General features: G+C 56.2%; 15 protein-coding genes. 9 read left to right on the top strand and 6 right to left on the bottom strand.

Features of this window, described 5'->3' with window-relative positions:
• Positions 1–20: 20 nt before the first annotated feature.
• On the bottom strand, positions 21–821 hold the full coding sequence (nagB, locus tag AC6I8F_RS13595) for a glucosamine-6-phosphate deaminase (RefSeq protein ID WP_325967014.1): 801 nt from the start codon (positions 819–821) through the stop codon (positions 21–23).
• 343 nt (positions 822–1164) lie between these two features.
• Here nagB and nagE point away from each other — a divergent pair, with 343 nt between their 5' ends.
• The 3 genes from nagE to AC6I8F_RS13580 all read left to right on the top strand — a co-directional run bounded on the left by nagE (position 1165) and on the right by AC6I8F_RS13580 (position 5649).
• Positions 1165–3198, top strand: coding sequence for an N-acetylglucosamine-specific PTS transporter subunit IIBC (nagE, locus tag AC6I8F_RS13590; protein WP_058758041.1), 2034 nt, complete (start codon positions 1165–1167; stop codon positions 3196–3198).
• A gap of 151 nt (positions 3199–3349) precedes the next feature.
• A complete protein-coding gene (gene glnS, locus AC6I8F_RS13585; RefSeq protein ID WP_058757889.1) occupies positions 3350–5017 on the top strand; it encodes a glutamine--tRNA ligase in 1668 nt (555 codons plus the stop codon).
• Positions 5018–5253: 236 nt separating this feature from the next.
• Positions 5254–5649 carry a hypothetical protein gene (locus AC6I8F_RS13580; RefSeq protein WP_021508559.1) on the top strand — a complete coding sequence of 132 codons (396 nt, stop codon included), beginning with the start codon at positions 5254–5256 and terminating at the stop codon, positions 5647–5649.
• A 61-nt stretch (positions 5650–5710) separates the two neighbouring features.
• Here AC6I8F_RS13580 and fur read toward each other — a convergent pair whose 3' ends face one another.
• The 4 genes from fur to ybfF form a co-directional block, all read right to left on the bottom strand.
• Positions 5711–6160 carry a ferric iron uptake transcriptional regulator gene (gene fur / locus AC6I8F_RS13575; RefSeq protein ID WP_021508558.1) on the bottom strand — a complete coding sequence of 150 codons (450 nt, stop codon included), beginning with the start codon at positions 6158–6160 and terminating at the stop codon, positions 5711–5713.
• 352 nt (positions 6161–6512) lie between these two features.
• Complete coding sequence (gene fldA / locus AC6I8F_RS13570) at positions 6513–7043, bottom strand: flavodoxin FldA (protein ID WP_021508557.1); 531 nt, start codon at positions 7041–7043, stop codon at positions 6513–6515.
• Between the two features lie 137 nt (positions 7044–7180).
• The gene (gene ybfE, locus AC6I8F_RS13565) at positions 7181–7456 is read right to left on the bottom strand and encodes a LexA regulated protein (RefSeq protein WP_010616122.1); all 276 of its coding nucleotides are present in this window, start codon (positions 7454–7456) and stop codon (positions 7181–7183) included.
• Positions 7457–7625: 169 nt separating this feature from the next.
• Positions 7626–8390, bottom strand: a complete 765-nt coding sequence (gene ybfF / locus AC6I8F_RS13560) for an esterase (protein ID WP_021508556.1) — start codon at positions 8388–8390, stop codon at positions 7626–7628.
• A 248-nt stretch (positions 8391–8638) separates the two neighbouring features.
• Between ybfF and seqA the strand changes: the two genes are divergently transcribed.
• Both seqA and pgm read left to right on the top strand, forming a co-directional pair.
• On the top strand, positions 8639–9178 hold the full coding sequence (gene seqA, locus AC6I8F_RS13555) for a replication initiation negative regulator SeqA (protein WP_010616121.1): 540 nt from the start codon (positions 8639–8641) through the stop codon (positions 9176–9178).
• A gap of 25 nt (positions 9179–9203) precedes the next feature.
• A complete protein-coding gene (pgm, locus tag AC6I8F_RS13550) occupies positions 9204–10844 on the top strand; it encodes a phosphoglucomutase (alpha-D-glucose-1,6-bisphosphate-dependent) (RefSeq protein ID WP_498028114.1) in 1641 nt (546 codons plus the stop codon).
• A 42-nt stretch (positions 10845–10886) separates the two neighbouring features.
• Here the strand turns inward: pgm and kdpE are convergent, their stop codons facing one another.
• Positions 10887–11561, bottom strand: a complete 675-nt coding sequence (gene kdpE, locus AC6I8F_RS13545) for a two-component system response regulator KdpE (protein WP_021508554.1) — start codon at positions 11559–11561, stop codon at positions 10887–10889.
• A gap of 246 nt (positions 11562–11807) precedes the next feature.
• Here kdpE and AC6I8F_RS13540 point away from each other — a divergent pair, with 246 nt between their 5' ends.
• The 4 genes from AC6I8F_RS13540 to AC6I8F_RS13525 all read left to right on the top strand — a co-directional run bounded on the left by AC6I8F_RS13540 (position 11808) and on the right by AC6I8F_RS13525 (position 15318).
• On the top strand, positions 11808–12008 hold the full coding sequence (locus AC6I8F_RS13540; RefSeq protein WP_031279882.1) for a YbfA family protein: 201 nt from the start codon (positions 11808–11810) through the stop codon (positions 12006–12008).
• 151 nt (positions 12009–12159) lie between these two features.
• Complete coding sequence (locus tag AC6I8F_RS13535) at positions 12160–13116, top strand: YbgA family protein (RefSeq protein WP_498028113.1); 957 nt, start codon at positions 12160–12162, stop codon at positions 13114–13116.
• Positions 13117–13128: 12 nt separating this feature from the next.
• Complete coding sequence (gene phrB / locus AC6I8F_RS13530; RefSeq protein ID WP_059010770.1) at positions 13129–14556, top strand: deoxyribodipyrimidine photo-lyase; 1428 nt, start codon at positions 13129–13131, stop codon at positions 14554–14556.
• An 18-nt stretch (positions 14557–14574) separates the two neighbouring features.
• Entirely contained in the window at positions 14575–15318 is a 744-nt protein-coding gene (locus tag AC6I8F_RS13525) for a type 2 GTP cyclohydrolase I (RefSeq protein ID WP_021508550.1), read from the top strand.
• Positions 15319–15388: the final 70 nt, after the last annotated feature.

Genomic DNA, 15388 nt, shown 5'->3' with positions numbered 1-15388 from the left:
AGGCTTTCTACAACGTGTTGTTACACACCCTTCATATTTTCCGCTTCCATTTCGCGGAAATATTTCACGGTTTTCACTTTCAGTTCCATGGTGGCTGGCTCATCACACACCACCACCGCTTTCGGGTGCAGCTGCAGGCAGCTGATGGTCCACATGTGGTTGACGTTACCTTCTACCGCCGCCTGCAGCGCCTGGGCTTTGACGTGGCCGGTCACCAGAATCATCACTTCTTCCGCATCCAGTAGCGTGCCGACGCCCACGGTCAGGGCATATTTAGGCACCTGATCAACATCGCCGTTGAAGAAACGCGAGTTCGCCACACGGGTGTCGTGCGTCAGGGTTTTAATGCGGGTGCGGGAAGAGAGCGAAGAAGCCGGCTCGTTGAACGCAATGTGGCCATCGTTGCCGACGCCGCCCATAAACAGGTGGATTTTACCCAGCGCGCGGATCTTCTCTTCGTATTGGCGACATTCTGCGTCAATATCTTCGGCATTGCCATTCAGAAGATTGATATTTTCTGGTTGAATATCAACGTGATCGAAAAAGTTACGGTACATAAAGCTGTGATAGCTTTCCGGATGCTCTTTCGGCAGACCGACATACTCATCCATATTGAAGGTGATCACGTGTTTGAAACTAACCTGGCCCGCTTTATGCATCTCGATCAGGTGCTTGTAGGCTTCCAGCGGCGTACCGCCGGTTGGCAGTCCCAGCACAAAGGGACGGTCTGCGCTGGGTTTAAAGGCATTGATGCGATTAACGATATGGCGTGCAGCCCATTTACCCACCTGGGTCGGTGTGGCCAAAGGGATCAGTCTCATGTCTTCACCTCAGTTAAGATTGGAAAGTTAGGGTCGCGTTTACTGCTGCAGCTGGCTGCTTATAGGGTAACCCGTTTGCGCGCTCGCGGCGTTGGAAAAGTGCGACCTGATATTTTTCATCATAAAATAAGTTTGTGGTGGTGGCTAGCATTTCGCAGTGAAAAACGTCCATTTTGGTGATTAAAGTCACAGTTACACTGGTTTTAATTTGCGAGGCGAATTAATTTATCTTTACACTGCGCCTCGTGGTGAAGTGTGTCATCAAGGTACCGGGTGCCGGGATAATAAAATCAACCCGCATCACGGCAAAACGCCAGTCTCATAGGGGGAGAATAAGGTGAGTATTTTAGGATATCTGCAAAAGGTCGGCCGCGCGCTTATGGTGCCGGTAGCGACCCTGCCGGCAGCGGCAATCCTGATGGGGGTAGGTTACTGGATCGATCCGGACAGCTGGGGCGCAGGCAATGCGCTGGCAGCACTGCTGATCAAATCGGGTTCTGCCATCATCGACAACATGTCCGTGCTGTTCGCCATCGGTGTGGCTTACGGCATGTCAAAAGATAAAGACGGTGCAGCGGCATTAACCGGCTTTGTAGGTTTCCTCGTGGTTACTACCCTGTGTTCACCCGCCGCGGTGGCCATGATTCAGAAAATGCCAGTGGAGCAGGTGCCTGCCGCCTTCGGTAAAATCAATAACCAGTTTGTCGGCATCCTGGTGGGCATTCTCTCGGCGGAAGTTTATAACCGCTTCAGCCACGTTGAGCTGCCTAAGGCGCTGTCGTTCTTCAGCGGTCGCCGTCTGGTGCCGATCCTGGTCTCCTTCCTGATGATCGTGGTCGCCTTTATCCTGATGTACGTCTGGCCGATCATTTTCGGCGGTCTGGTGAGCTTTGGTGAGCACATCCAGAAACTGGGCTCGGTCGGTGCGGGCGTGTACGCCTTCTTTAACCGTCTGCTGATTCCGGTTGGCCTGCACCACGCGCTGAACTCGGTGTTCTGGTTCGACGTGGCGGGCATCAACGACATTCCGAAATTCCTGGGTGGCGCGCAGTCAATTGCCAACGGTACTGGCATACCGGGTATCACCGGTCGCTATCAGGCGGGCTTCTTCCCGATCATGATGTTCGGTCTGCCGGGTGCGGCGCTGGCAATCTATCACTGCTCACGCCCGGAAAACCGCGCCAAAGTCGGTGGTATCATGCTGGCAGCGGCTTTTGCAGCCTTCTTCACCGGCATCACCGAGCCACTGGAATTCTCCTTCATGTTTGTGGCACCGGTGCTGTATGTCATCCACGCCGTGCTGACCGGTATTTCGGTCTTCATCGCTGCCAGCATGCACTGGATTGCCGGTTTCGGTTTCAGTGCCGGTCTGGTGGACATGGTGCTGTCGACGCGTAACCCGCTGGCGGTGCACTGGTGGATGCTGATCCCGCAGGGTCTGGTGTTCTTCGTCATCTACTATGTGGTGTTCCGCTTCACCATTCAGAAATTCAACCTGCTGACGCCGGGCCGCGAGCTGGCTGCCGGTGATGAGACAGACGGCTACGACGTCAACGTTGATCACAGCAGCAACGGTGAGAGCGAAACCGAATCTCTGGCGCGTCGCTATATCGGCGCGGTGGGCGGTTCTGACAACCTGACCAACATCGACGCCTGCATTACCCGTCTGCGCCTGAATGTGAAAGACTCGGCGCAGGTGAATGAGAGTGTGGCTAAACGCCTCGGTGCTTCTGGCGTGATCCGCCTTAACAAGCAGAGCGTGCAGATCATTGTTGGTACGCAGGCCGAAAGCATTGCGACCGCCATGAAAACCGTACTGAGCAAAGGCCCGGTGGCCGGCGCAGCGGCACCTGCTGCGGCAACCACCGCCGCGCCTGCGGCTGCTCAGCCCCAGGCCGTGCGCAACAGCGAGAAAAAGGTGATTGCAACGCTGCTGGCACCGGTCAGTGGCGAAGTGGTAGCGCTGGAAAACGTGCCGGATGAAGCCTTCGCCAGCAAAGCGGTAGGCGATGGTCTGGCGATCAAACCGAGCGATAAAACTGTCGTCGCGCCGGTGGCGGGTACCGTGGTGAAAATCTTCAACACCAACCATGCATTCTGCCTTGAAGCCGAAAATGGCGTCGAGATTGTCGTGCACATGGGTCTCGATACCGTCGCGCTGGAAGGTAAAGGGTTTACCCGTCTGGTGGAAGAGGGCGCAACCGTCACAGCGGGCCAGCCGATCCTCGAAATGGATCTGGACTTCCTCAACGCCAATGCGCGTTCGATGATCAGCCCGGTGGTGGTCAGCAACAGCGATGATTTTGCTGGTCTGAATCTGCTGGCAGGCGGTACCGTGGTGGCAGGCGTTACGCCGCTGTATGAAGTGAAAAATTAACACGTTTTGAGCGTCACTGAAGGCAGGAAGCAATTCCTGCCTTTTTTGTTTTAAAACGACCAACAAACGGTTGTTTCCCTTCAGCGCTTTGTGGATCATACTCCGTTACTTCGTGGTACAAATCACCCGCTATTGTTTTGAGGATTTTGAGATGAGTGAGGCTGAAGCCCGCCCAACGAACTTTATTCGTCAGATCATCGACGAAGATTTGGCGAGCGGTAAGCACAACAGTGTGCATACCCGTTTCCCGCCTGAGCCCAATGGTTACCTGCATATTGGCCATGCAAAATCGATCTGCCTGAACTTTGGTATCGCACAAGATTATCAGGGGCAGTGCAACCTGCGTTTCGACGACACCAATCCGGTCAAAGAGGATATGGAGTTCGTTGAATCGATCAAGAATGATGTGCAATGGCTGGGCTTTGAGTGGAGCGGCAACATTCGTTACTCCTCTGACTACTTTGACCAACTGTTCAACTACGCGGTTGAGCTGATCAACAAAGGCCTGGCCTACGTTGACGAGCTGTCGCCAGAGCAGATCCGTGAATACCGCGGCACGCTAACCGCGCCGGGCAAAAACAGCCCGTATCGCGATCGCAGCGTGGAAGAGAACCTGGCGCTGTTCCAGAAGATGCGTGATGGCGGCTTCGAAGAGGGCAAAGCCTGCCTGCGTGCCAAAATCGACATGGCATCCAGCTTTATTGTGATGCGCGATCCGGTGCTGTACCGCATTAAATTTGCCGAACACCACCAGACTGGCAACAAGTGGTGCATCTATCCGATGTACGACTTTACCCATTGCATCTCTGATGCGCTGGAAGGCATCACCCATTCCCTGTGTACGCTGGAGTTCCAGGATAACCGTCGTCTCTACGACTGGGTGCTGGATAACATCACTATTCCGGTGCATCCGCGTCAGTACGAGTTTTCGCGCCTGAATCTGGAATATGCGGTGATGTCGAAGCGTAAGCTGACGCAGCTGGTGAGCGAGAAGATTGTTGAAGGCTGGGACGATCCGCGCATGCTGACCGTATCCGGTCTGCGCCGTCGTGGCTATAGCGCGGCGTCAATCCGCGAATTCTGCCGCCGTATCGGTGTGACCAAGCAGGACAACATTGTTGAGATGGCGTCGCTGGAGTCGTGCATTCGTGACGACCTCAACGAGAACGCGCCGCGCGCTATGGCGGTGCTGGATCCGCTGAAAGTGGTGATCGAGAACCTGCCGGCCGGGCATGAAGAAATCATCAGCATGCCGAACCACCCGAACAAACCGGAGATGGGCACGCGTGAGGTGCCGTTCAGCCGTGAGGTGTGGATCGATCGCGCCGACTTCCGTGAAGAGGCCAACAAGCAGTACAAACGTCTGGTGCTGGGTAAAGAAGTTCGTCTGCGCAACGCTTATGTCATTCGTGCCGAGCGCGTGGCGAAAGATGAAGCCGGCAACATCACCTGCATCTACGCTACCTGCGATGTCGACACCCTGAGCAAAGATCCGGCCGATGGCCGTAAGGTGAAAGGCGTTATCCATTGGGTATCGGCGATTCACGCGCTGCCTGCCGAATTCCGCCTGTACGATCGTCTGTTCAGCGTGCCAAACCCGGGCGCGGCCGAGGATTTCCTCACCACCATCAATCCGAACTCGCTGGAGATCAAACAGGGCTTCGTTGAGCCGGGTCTGCGTGCCGCCAGCGCGCTGGCACCGTATCAGTTTGAGCGCGAAGGTTACTTCTGCGCTGATAGCGTGTACTCGCAGCCGTCGAAACTGGTGTTCAACCGCACCGTGGGTCTGCGTGATACCTGGGCAAAAATCGGCGAATAATTTTACTGCTTGATAGCACGATATGATCAGCAAAGGGCGAGCAATCGCCCTTTTTTATTGCCCGTTATCTGCAAACGGGAATCGATTATGCTGAACCAGACAAAAAACAGTAATTGCGCGCGATTACGACTAATCTGACTTTAATAAAATTAACTAATTTACCCGTGTGAAATCGTTATTTTCAGGTAGGCTATGCGCTCTTAAATGTTGCTGTGCGGGTTAGCGAAGGAAGAAAAATGACAAGTCTCGCTCTGGAAGCCAAACATAGCGTGGTGGTTTTACATCAGCTTATCGAACGTATTTTTAATCAGGCCGAAGGCAGCGATGACAGTATGGATCTGCTGCTGTCGCACTTTCATCCCGACTTCAAAATGGTGACGCCGCAAGGCAAACAGCTCGATCTCAATGACACTGAAACCCTGTTTCGCAAACTGCACGGGCAGCGGGAAGGGATGCGAATCGCCACCAGTGAGCATGCCATCATTTCCCAGCAGCAGCAGGAAGTGACCATTCAGTATCACGAACTGCAAATGCTTAACGGCAACAACCAGACCCGCATTTCGCTGGCGGTGCTGGACTGCAGCACGCCGGTTCCGCGCTGGCGCTATTTGCAGGAAACGCTGGTCGCCTGAACGCAGCCATAAAAAAACCGGTGCCTGGCACCGGTTTTTTTATACTGCATAGCATATTCAATTACTGATCGTGGAGCGTCTCGTCTTCGCGGCAGTCTCCCAGCGCACAGTGGCCGTATAGATACAGGCTGTGGTTGCTGAGTTTAATACCGTGGCGTGTCGCAATCTCACGCTGACGCGTTTCGATAGATTCATCGCTGAACTCGATCACTTTGCCGCAGTCGAGGCAAATCAGGTGATCGTGGTGATGCTGCTGGGTCAGTTCGAACACGGATTTCCCGCCTTCGAAGTTATGACGCGTCACGATGCCGGCGTCGTCAAACTGGTTCAGAACACGGTATACCGTCGCCAGACCAATCTCTTCGCCCATGTCGATCAGGCGTTTGTACAAATCTTCCGCACTGACATGATGGGACTCGGGTCCGGGTCCCTGAAGCACTTCCAGAATCTTCAGTCTGGGCAGCGTGACTTTCAGGCCAGCCTTTTTCAATGCGGAGTTGTTGTCAGTCATGCGGATATTGTCCTGTTACTTTGCTAGTCACTTACGGCGCAAAGGCCTTGAATGTGTGGTCAACGCGCATTCTCATTTGCGTCTCATTATAGAGCTCAGCCTGCGAAATGAAAACCGGCTGCGGCGGACAATTCCCCGGATGCTGTAAGGAGAAATGTCGTGAGCCTCAGCGGGATCGTGCAGATCGATGTTCCTTTTCGCGCAGTCTCAGTCTGATGCCCGAGGAATAAGCAGATGACCGTTGCGGGTATTCTACAGAATTGAGGGAAAAAGTTAAAAAACCGTAGCTATTATTTTTATAGGTAATTCCATTGCCCGATGTGAGCCAGCGCCCACATCGGACAGGAAAGCATCAGGCTTCGATGATCGCCTGCAGCTGCAGCTCGTCAAAGATCTGCTTAACCCATTTGTCGACGCGCTCGTTAGTCAGTTCAGGCTGACGATCTTCATCGATGGCGAGGCCGAGGAAGTGTTTGTCGTCTGCCAGTCCTTTAGAGGCTTCGAAGTGGTAACCTTCGGTTGGCCAGTGGCCCACAATCACTGCGCCGTTTGGCTCAATGATGTCGCGAATGGTGCCCATCGCGTCACAGAAGTACTCGGCATAATCTTCCTGATCGCCGCAGCCAAACAGCGCTACCAGCTTACCGTTGAAATCAATCTCTTCCAGCGTCGGGAAGAAGTCATCCCAGTCGCACTGGGCTTCACCGTAGTACCAGGTCGGAATACCCAGCAGCAGAATATCGAATGCTTCGAGATCTTCTTTGGTGCTCTTAGCAATGTCATGCACTTCGGCGACATCTTTACCCAGTTGTTTCTGGATCATTTTTGCAATGTTTTCAGTGTTGCCGGTATCGCTGCCGAAGAAAATGCCTACGATTGCCATGGAGTGAGTAACCTCTTAAATCCTGATTGTGAAAGTAAGTCAGAAGACGACACAGTTATGCGAATGATAGCAGACCGGCGAAAAGCGCGGAATGTGTAAAGCGCTGAGTTTGTGTTCCAGCGTGCGGTCTGCGCACGTTACGCCAGTTTGAGCTGCGCCAGCAGCATTTGTTCAATCAGTTCACTGCGGCTGATGTTCTGCTGCTCGGCCAGCGTATTAAGCGCGTCGACCGCTTCGCTGGACATTTTCAGCTCAACGCGGCGCAGGCCGCGCACCCGGTCGCGCTTCAGCTGGTTGCGCTTATTAATGCGCAGCTGCTCATCACGCGACAGCGGACTGGTTTTAGGGCGACCGGGACGCCGCTCGTCTGCGAAGAGATCGAGCGTGGTACGATCTGTCTGTTCTTTTGCCATGGTTTGTGAAACTGCGTGGGCGCGAACGGCGGAAAGGCGCTGCGCGATTTAAACATTTATCGGCCCGACCGCGGCGAAAAAAGCATCCGCGGCAAATTTTTAGCGCGACATCATACTCCAGCGCCCGGCGCGACGCCAACCCTAAACCGCCCGTAGCAAGCTTTTGCTTTTACAGGTTAAAAAAGCGGCGCACCGCGCGCAGTACGGCATCGGGTTTTTCGGCATGCACCCAGTGGCCGGCACCGCTGATAATGTGCGCCTGCGCCTGCGGGAACTGGCGCAGCAGCGCATCACGGTGCTGATTGTCCAGATAGGGTGAATCACCGCCGCGAATAAACAGCGCCGGATGAGGCCACGCGGGCACCTCCTGCCAGCCGGAGAGTACCGGATAATTGTCCCATAACACCGGCACGTTAAAGCGCCATTCGCCTTCATGGAAAGATTTCAGAATGAACTGAATCACGCCTTCTTCGCGCACGTGTTCACGCATCACGTCGGCCGCAGCGCTGCGGCGCGTGACGCCAGCTGCACTGACCGCGCGGATTGCCGCGAAGATCTCATCGTGGCGTCGCGTCTGGTAATCCACCGGCGCGATATCGATCAGCACCATTTTGCCAATTCGTTCGGGCGCAACGGCGCTCAGCGCCATGGCAATTTTGCCGCCCATTGAGTGGCCGATAACATCAACCCGTTCGATGTGGTGCGCATCCAGCGTATCGACCATATCCTGCGCCAGCGCAGCGTAGTGCATCTCTTCGCTGCGCGGTGACAGGCCGTGGTTACGGACATCCACCTGCAGCGTGGGTCGTGCATCGCGCACGCCGCGCGCCAGTACGCCGAGGTTATCCAGGCTACCAAACAGGCCATGAATTAACAGAATGGGCTGGGCATCAGGGGCAGATTGTTCAGTTTGCAGACGGGCGTTCAAAATCATGGCTAAAGTTCTTTCGGTTGAGACCTGGGCTTAGGGTATCATGGATTCACCTGTCCCGGCGCCAGGCGGTCAGGCATTAGGGCATATTCCGACTTTTGCCCGTAAACGATGCCAGCGCTATCGGCTGTCGCGGATTTAACTTTATAATCCTTATGTTAGAGCCCGCTCACATTTTGCACGACCGGATTTTGTTAAGGCCTTTGCAAAGTAGCGTGGTTCTGCCATTTGCCAGAATCGCACGGAAAAAGATGAAAACGATTGAAGTTGACGAAGAACTCTACCGTTATATTGCCAGCCACACGCAGCACATTGGTGAAAGCGCCTCGGACATTTTGCGCCGTATGCTGAAATTCACTGCCGGCCAGAGCGCATCCGCTGCGCCAGCGGCGAATGCGGCGGTAAAAGAAGCACCGGCTGCACGCAGCGAAGCGCGACCTCAGGATCGCGTGCGCGCCGTGCGTGAGCTGCTGCTGTCTGACGAGTATGCGGAGCAGAAGAAGGCGGTTAATCGCTTCATGCTGATCCTGTCAACGCTTTATCGTCTTGATCCGGCAGCCTTTGCTGATGCCACTGCCTCGCTGCAGGGCCGCACCCGCGTCTACTTTGCGGGTGACGAGCACACGCTGCTGCAAAATGGCACCCATACTAAGCCGAAGCACGTCCCCGGCACGCCGTACTGGGTGATCACCAATACCAATACAGGTCGTAAATGCAGCATGGTGGAACACATCATGCTTGCCATGCAGTTCCCGCAGGAACTGGCAGAGAAAGTTTGCGGCACCATTTAAACCGAAGCGTCAGGGAGAAGCGCCAATGGCCAATCACCCCCGTGCCGGGCAACCTGCCCAGCAGAGCGATTTGATTAACGTTGCACAATTAACCTCGCAGTACTACGTCCTGAAGCCGGATGCGGCGAACCCGGACCATGCGGTGAAATTTGGCACCTCCGGCCACCGCGGCAGCGCGGGACGTCATAGCTTCAACGAAGTACACATTCTGGCGATTGCGCAGGCGATCGCTGAAGAGCGTAAAAAGAACGGCATCACCGGCCCGTGCTACGTAGGTAAAGACACCCATGCGCTGTCTGAGCCGGCGATCCTGTCAGTGCTGGAAGTGCTGGCCGCCAACGGCGTTGATGTGATTGTGCAGCAGGACAACGGCTATACGCCGACGCCGGCGATCTCCAACGCCATTCTGGAGCACAACAAGCGCGGCGGCGCGCAGGCGGACGGTATCGTGATTACCCCGTCGCATAACCCGCCAGAAGACGGTGGCATCAAGTACAATCCGCCGAACGGTGGACCGGCTGACACCAACGTCACCAAAGTGGTGGAAGATCGCGCGAATCAGTTGATCAAAGGTGAGCTGAAAGAGGTTAAGCGTCTGGCGCTGGATCAGGCGTGGGCCAGTGGCCACATCGTTGAGCAGGATCTGATCCAGCCATACGTTGAAGGTCTGGCGCAGGTGATTGACTTCCCGGCGATCCAGAAAGCCGGCCTGAAAATCGGTGTCGATCCGCTCGGCGGTTCCGGCATGGCCTACTGGCAGCGCATTGCTGAGCACTACCAGCTGGATCTGACCATCGTCAATGATGCCATCGATCAGACGTTCCGCTTCATGCATCTGGATAAAGATGGCGTGGTGCGCATGGACTGTTCGTCCGAGTGCGCGATGGCCGGTCTGCTGGCGTACAAAGACAAGTTCGATCTGGCCTTCGGTAACGATCCGGATTACGACCGTCACGGCATCGTCACGCCCGCCGGTCTGATGAACCCGAACCACTATCTGGCGGTAGCGATCAACTACCTGTTCCAGCACCGTCCGCAGTGGGGCAAAGAGGTGGCCGTCGGTAAAACGCTGGTTTCCAGCGCGATGATTGACCGCGTGGTGAACGACATTAGTCGCAAGCTGGTGGAAGTCCCGGTCGGCTTCAAATGGTTCGTGGATGGTCTGTTCGACGGCAGCTTTGGCTTTGGCGGCGAAGAGAGCGCCGGCGCCTCGTTCCTGCGTTTTGACGGCTCCGCCTGGTCAACAGACAAAGACGGCATTATCCTGTGTCTGCTGGCGGCGGAAATCACTGCGGTTACCGGTAAGAACCCGCAGCAGCACTATGATGAGCTGGCCGCGCGTTTTGGTGCGCCAAGCTACAACCGTCTGCAGGCACCTGCCACTTCCGCGCAGAAAGCGGCACTGTCGAAGCTGTCACCTGAAATGGTCAGCGCCGATACGCTGGCGGGCGACCCGATCACCGCACGTCTGACCGCGGCACCGGGCAACGGCGCCTCGATTGGTGGTCTGAAAGTGATGACTGAAAACGGCTGGTTCGCGGCACGTCCGTCCGGCACGGAAGACGCCTACAAAATCTATTGTGAGAGCTTCCTCGGCGCTGAGCATCGCCAGCAGATCGAGAAAGAAGCGGTAGAAATTGTCAGTGAAGTGCTGAAAAACGCCTGACAGGGCATCCTGCGTGAAGAAGGCCGCGTTTGCGGCCTTTTTTTATGGCATGAAGCGATAGCCGATGCCGGTTTCTGTCAGCAGGTGCGTCGGCTGGGTGGGGTTGGCTTCCAGCTTTTGCCGCAGGTGTCCCATATAGATGCGCAGATAATGGCTGTGTTCAACGGCGTTAGGCCCCCACACCTGGTTAAGCAACTGGCGCTGGGTCAGCACTTTGCCGGCGTTATTCAGCAGCAGGCTGAGCAGGCGAAATTCGGTCGGTGTCAGATGTACCTCTTCACCGCTGCGCAGCACGCGCCGCGCGGCGAGATCAACGCTCACTTCGCCAAACTGCACCAGCGGTTCCGGCTGGCTGCGCTGATGACGACGCAGCGCCACGCGCACGCGCGCCAGCAGTTCGCCGATACCAAACGGCTTGGTGAGATAGTCGTCAGCGCCGGCATCCAGCGCCTCGATTTTATCCTGCTCATCGCTGCGCGCCGACAGCACAATCACCGGCATGCTGCTCCACTGCCGCACTTCGCGGATGAAGGCATTGCCATCGCCGTCCGGTAAACCGAGATCGAGAATCACCAAATCCGGTTTGCGCGTAGCCGCTTCAATCAGGCCGCGCTGCAGCTGCTCCGCTTCCACAATCTTCAGGCCTTCGCTCTCCAGCGCCAGGCGCACGAAACGGCGAATCTCCTTTTCATCTTCGACAATCAAGATGGTCGTCACGCTGACTCCTGCGGCAAATAAGGTTAACGCATTACTTTAACAATAAACCGCGACGGCGTCCGTCACGATCTCAGTAACTCGCCGTGATCCGAAATTTTACAAAAATGTAACTTCCTTTCATTCCGGCCAGGAAATGACTGAAAAAAGATCAAAATAGTGGTCGGATGAGTAGTAAAATTACACAACCAGGCGTAATATCTGATGCAGATCACATTTCAAAGCAAAATTTACCACGAGGAGGCATTGATGTATCAGGCATATCCACTCGCCAAAATTGTGCTGCGCCGTGTGCTGGTGGTATTGATTGGCGTACTGGCGCTGCCAGTGATGCTGTTCCGCCAGGATCGCGCGCGCTTCTACAGTTATCTGCACCGCATGTGGTGCAAAACCAGCACCAAACCGGTCTGGCTGGCGCAATCGGAAGCGGCAGGCGGTATCTACTGGTAACCCCCGGCTTCGCGGTGATAACCCGGTGACCTCGCTCGAGGCACCGGGTTTTTTTATCTTAAAGTGGTGCGACAAACGCATTGTCCCGCTGTTATCTCGCGGCATTTCAGCTACACTTAAACCTCTACAAGATTTTGGAGGTTGTACAAGTATGAGCGAGAAAATTCCTGTAGGTATCAGTGCCTGCCTGCTCGGGGATAGCGTCCGATTCGATGGCGGCCACAAGCGTTTTGCCTTTGCAACTGACGAGCTCGCGCCATTTGTGCGCTTCGAACCGGTCTGCCCGGAAATGGCCATCGGTCTGCCGACGCCGCGCCCGGCGCTGCGGCTGGTCAAACAGAGCGACGATCAGATCCACCTGTGTTTCAGTAAAGACGGCGGGGAAGAGCTGACCGACGACATGGCCCGCTGGTCTGCGGAGCGTGTCAAATCGCTGCACCATCTGTGCGGCTACATCCTGTGTGCCAAATCGCCGAGCTGCGGACTGGAGCGCGTGCGCGTCTACGAGCCTGACACTAACAACAATCGCAAAGCCGGCACCGGCGTGTTCACCTCATTCCTGCAAAAAGAGCTGCCGTGGCTGCCGCTGGAAGAGGATGGACGCCTGCACGATGATGCGATCCGCGAAAACTTCATGGGGCGCGTCTATGCGCTGCATGAGTTCAACGAAATGTGGCGCAGCGGGCTGACGCGCCACAAGCTGATTGCCTTCCATAGTCGCTACAAATTACTGCTGCTGTCGCATGCGCAGGATGAGTACCGCGAAATGGGGCGGTTTGTCGCAGCGATGGAACAGTGGGAGTCACTGGATGCGTACGCCTTTGAATACCGTAACCGTCTGATGCACCTGATGTCGCACCAGGCGTCGCGTCGTAATCACACCAATGTGCTGATGCACGTACAGGGCTATTTCCGGCCGAAGCTGAGTTCACCGCAGCGTCAGGAGCTGGCGCTGCTGATCGACCGCTACCGTCGCGGTGTGCAGCCGTTGCTGGCCCCCATCACCATGCTGAAACATTACATGGCAGAGTTCCCGCACCCGTGGCTGGCGCAGCAGCGTTATTTCGATCCCTACCCGGAAGCGCTGCGTCTGCGCTACGGCCAGTAAACACGGAGCGTTATGAGCACTCACTTAGTCTGGCTGCGTAACGATTTGCGCATGAATGATAACAGCGCACTGGCCGCGGCCTGCCGCGACAGTCAGGCCGAGGTGCTGGCGCTGTTCATCGCCACGCCCGGCCAGTGGCAGCAACACAGTATGGCCCCCAAACAGGCGGCTTTTATCCATCAAAACCTGTGCCTGCTGCAGCAGTCGCTGGCAGAACGCGGTATTAAGCTGCACTTTCATCAGTGCGATGACTTCGCCGCGTCGGTCGACTATCTGGCGACCTTCTGCCAGCAGCACAAGGTGGATGCGCTGTTTTACAACTATCAGTATGAAATCAATGAGCGTCAGCGCGATGCTGCGGTTGAGAAGCAGCTCGATCAGCAGGGCGTGGTGTGCCAGGGGTTCGATGACAGCCTGCTGTTACCGCCGGGCAGCGTACAGACCGGCAGCAACAGCATGTTCAAAGTGTTCACGCCGTTCAGCAAAGCGTTTATCCGGCGTCTGCAACAGGGGCTGCCAGAGTGCCATCACGCACCGAAAGCGCGCGCCGGGGCACCCGTGGCCGCCGGCAAAAAAATAGCAGCATTCGATTACCCTGTGGAAGAATTCGACGAAACCTGGTTCCCCGCCGGAGAAGAGGCGGCGCTGAAGCAGCTGCGCCAGTTTGCCCAGCAGCGGGTGGAAAAATATGACCAGCAGCGCGACATACCGGCGATTGACGGCACCAGCCGCCTGTCGCCGTATCTGGCGATTGGTGTACTGTCGCCGCGTCAGTGTTTGCATCGCATTCTGAAGGAGCATCCGCAGGCGCTGAACAACGGCAGCGCGCTGGTGTGGCTGAATGAACTGGTCTGGCGCGAATTTTATCGTCACCTGATGGTGGCCTTTCCGGCGCTGTGTAAGCATCAGCCGTTTGTCGACTGGACGCGCAACGTCAGCTGGCAACAGAATGAGCAACACCTTACCGCCTGGCAGCAGGGCAAAACCGGTTATCCGATTGTTGACGCAGCGATGCGCCAGCTCAATACGCTGGGCTGGATGCACAACCGGTTACGCATGATCACCGCCAGCTTTCTGGTGAAAGATCTGCTGATTGACTGGCGCGAGGGTGAACGCTATTTCATGCAGCAGCTGATTGACGGCGATCTGGCGGCCAATAACGGTGGCTGGCAGTGGGCCGCGTCGACCGGCACCGACGCCGCACCTTACTTCCGCATCTTCAACCCGACGACCCAGGGCGAGCGCTTTGATAAACAGGGCGAGTTTATCCGCCGGTGGCTGCCGGAGCTGCAAGACGTGCCGGACAGCGCCATCCATCAACCGCACGCCTGGGCAGAGAAAAATAACAAGAAACTCGATTATCCGGCGCCAATCGTGGAACATAAGGCGGCACGTAAAAAGACATTAGACGCCTTCGAGCGCGCGCGCAGCGCAGCCTGAGGCGGTCACGGAGCCGTTATGAACAATTTCGAGTTAGAACAGATCGTCAATCAGCAACTCAACACCAGTGCCTTCAGCGACTATGCGCCCAACGGTTTGCAGGTTGAGGGGCGTGAGCAGGTGCGCCGCGTAATAACCGGCGTGACGGCCTGTCAGGCGCTGCTGGATGAGGCGGTAAAACGCCAGGCCGATGCGATACTGGTGCATCATGGCTACTTCTGGAAGAGCGAAGCGCCGGTGATTAAAGGAATGAAACGCCAGCGTCTGCGCACGCTGCTGGCCAATGACATCAACCTGTACGGCTGGCACCTGCCGCTCGATGCTCACCCACAGCTCGGCAACAACGCCCAGCTGGCCACGCTGTTTGATATCGACGTCAAAGGTGAAATTCAGCCGCTGGTGCCCTGGGGCGAGCTGGCTGAGCCGCTAAGCGGTCCGGCGCTGGCGGAAAAGATCGCGGCGCGCCTCGGCCGCCAGCCGCTGCACTGCGGTGATAATGCTCCGGCGCTGATTCGCCGGGTGGCATGGTGCAGCGGTGGCGGCCAGGGCTTTATCGATGCGGCCGCCGCCTTTGGCGTTGACGCCTTTATCAGCGGTGAAGTCTCTGAGCAGACCATTCACAGCGCCCGGGAACAGGGACTGCATTTCTTTGCTGCCGGCCATCACGCCACTGAACGCGGCGGCATTAAAGCGCTCGGTGAGTGGCTCGCCAGCCAGCATGGTCTGGATGTGACTTTTATCGATATCGACAATCCCGCCTGACCGCCTCGCTTATGCGCCCGGAAAACACGTGCCGGGCGCAAATCAGTTGACACATCTCCTTCACTTTCGC

The organism is gamma proteobacterium symbiont of Axiagastus rosmarus (assembly GCF_059730925.1).
Note: the sequence above shows the minus strand (reverse complement) of the source record. Positions and strands in the feature narration are given on the sequence as shown.

What these genes read in the sequence shown, in the direction of transcription:
- pgm (WP_498028114.1), top strand. Translation starts at nt 9,204, where the DNA reads ATGGCCAATCACCCCCGTGCCGGGCAACCTGCCCAGCAGAGCGATTTG.
- nagB (WP_325967014.1), bottom strand. Translation starts at nt 821, where the DNA reads ATGAGACTGATCCCTTTGGCCACACCGACCCAGGTGGGTAAATGGGCT.
- glnS (WP_058757889.1), top strand. Translation starts at nt 3,350, where the DNA reads ATGAGTGAGGCTGAAGCCCGCCCAACGAACTTTATTCGTCAGATCATC.
- AC6I8F_RS13535 (WP_498028113.1), top strand. Translation starts at nt 12,160, where the DNA reads ATGAGCGAGAAAATTCCTGTAGGTATCAGTGCCTGCCTGCTCGGGGAT.
- seqA (WP_010616121.1), top strand. Translation starts at nt 8,639, where the DNA reads ATGAAAACGATTGAAGTTGACGAAGAACTCTACCGTTATATTGCCAGC.
- AC6I8F_RS13525 (WP_021508550.1), top strand. Translation starts at nt 14,575, where the DNA reads ATGAACAATTTCGAGTTAGAACAGATCGTCAATCAGCAACTCAACACC.
- phrB (WP_059010770.1), top strand. Translation starts at nt 13,129, where the DNA reads ATGAGCACTCACTTAGTCTGGCTGCGTAACGATTTGCGCATGAATGAT.
- AC6I8F_RS13540 (WP_031279882.1), top strand. Translation starts at nt 11,808, where the DNA reads ATGTATCAGGCATATCCACTCGCCAAAATTGTGCTGCGCCGTGTGCTG.
- fldA (WP_021508557.1), bottom strand. Translation starts at nt 7,043, where the DNA reads ATGGCAATCGTAGGCATTTTCTTCGGCAGCGATACCGGCAACACTGAA.
- AC6I8F_RS13580 (WP_021508559.1), top strand. Translation starts at nt 5,254, where the DNA reads ATGACAAGTCTCGCTCTGGAAGCCAAACATAGCGTGGTGGTTTTACAT.
- ybfF (WP_021508556.1), bottom strand. Translation starts at nt 8,390, where the DNA reads ATGATTTTGAACGCCCGTCTGCAAACTGAACAATCTGCCCCTGATGCC.
- fur (WP_021508558.1), bottom strand. Translation starts at nt 6,160, where the DNA reads ATGACTGACAACAACTCCGCATTGAAAAAGGCTGGCCTGAAAGTCACG.
- ybfE (WP_010616122.1), bottom strand. Translation starts at nt 7,456, where the DNA reads ATGGCAAAAGAACAGACAGATCGTACCACGCTCGATCTCTTCGCAGAC.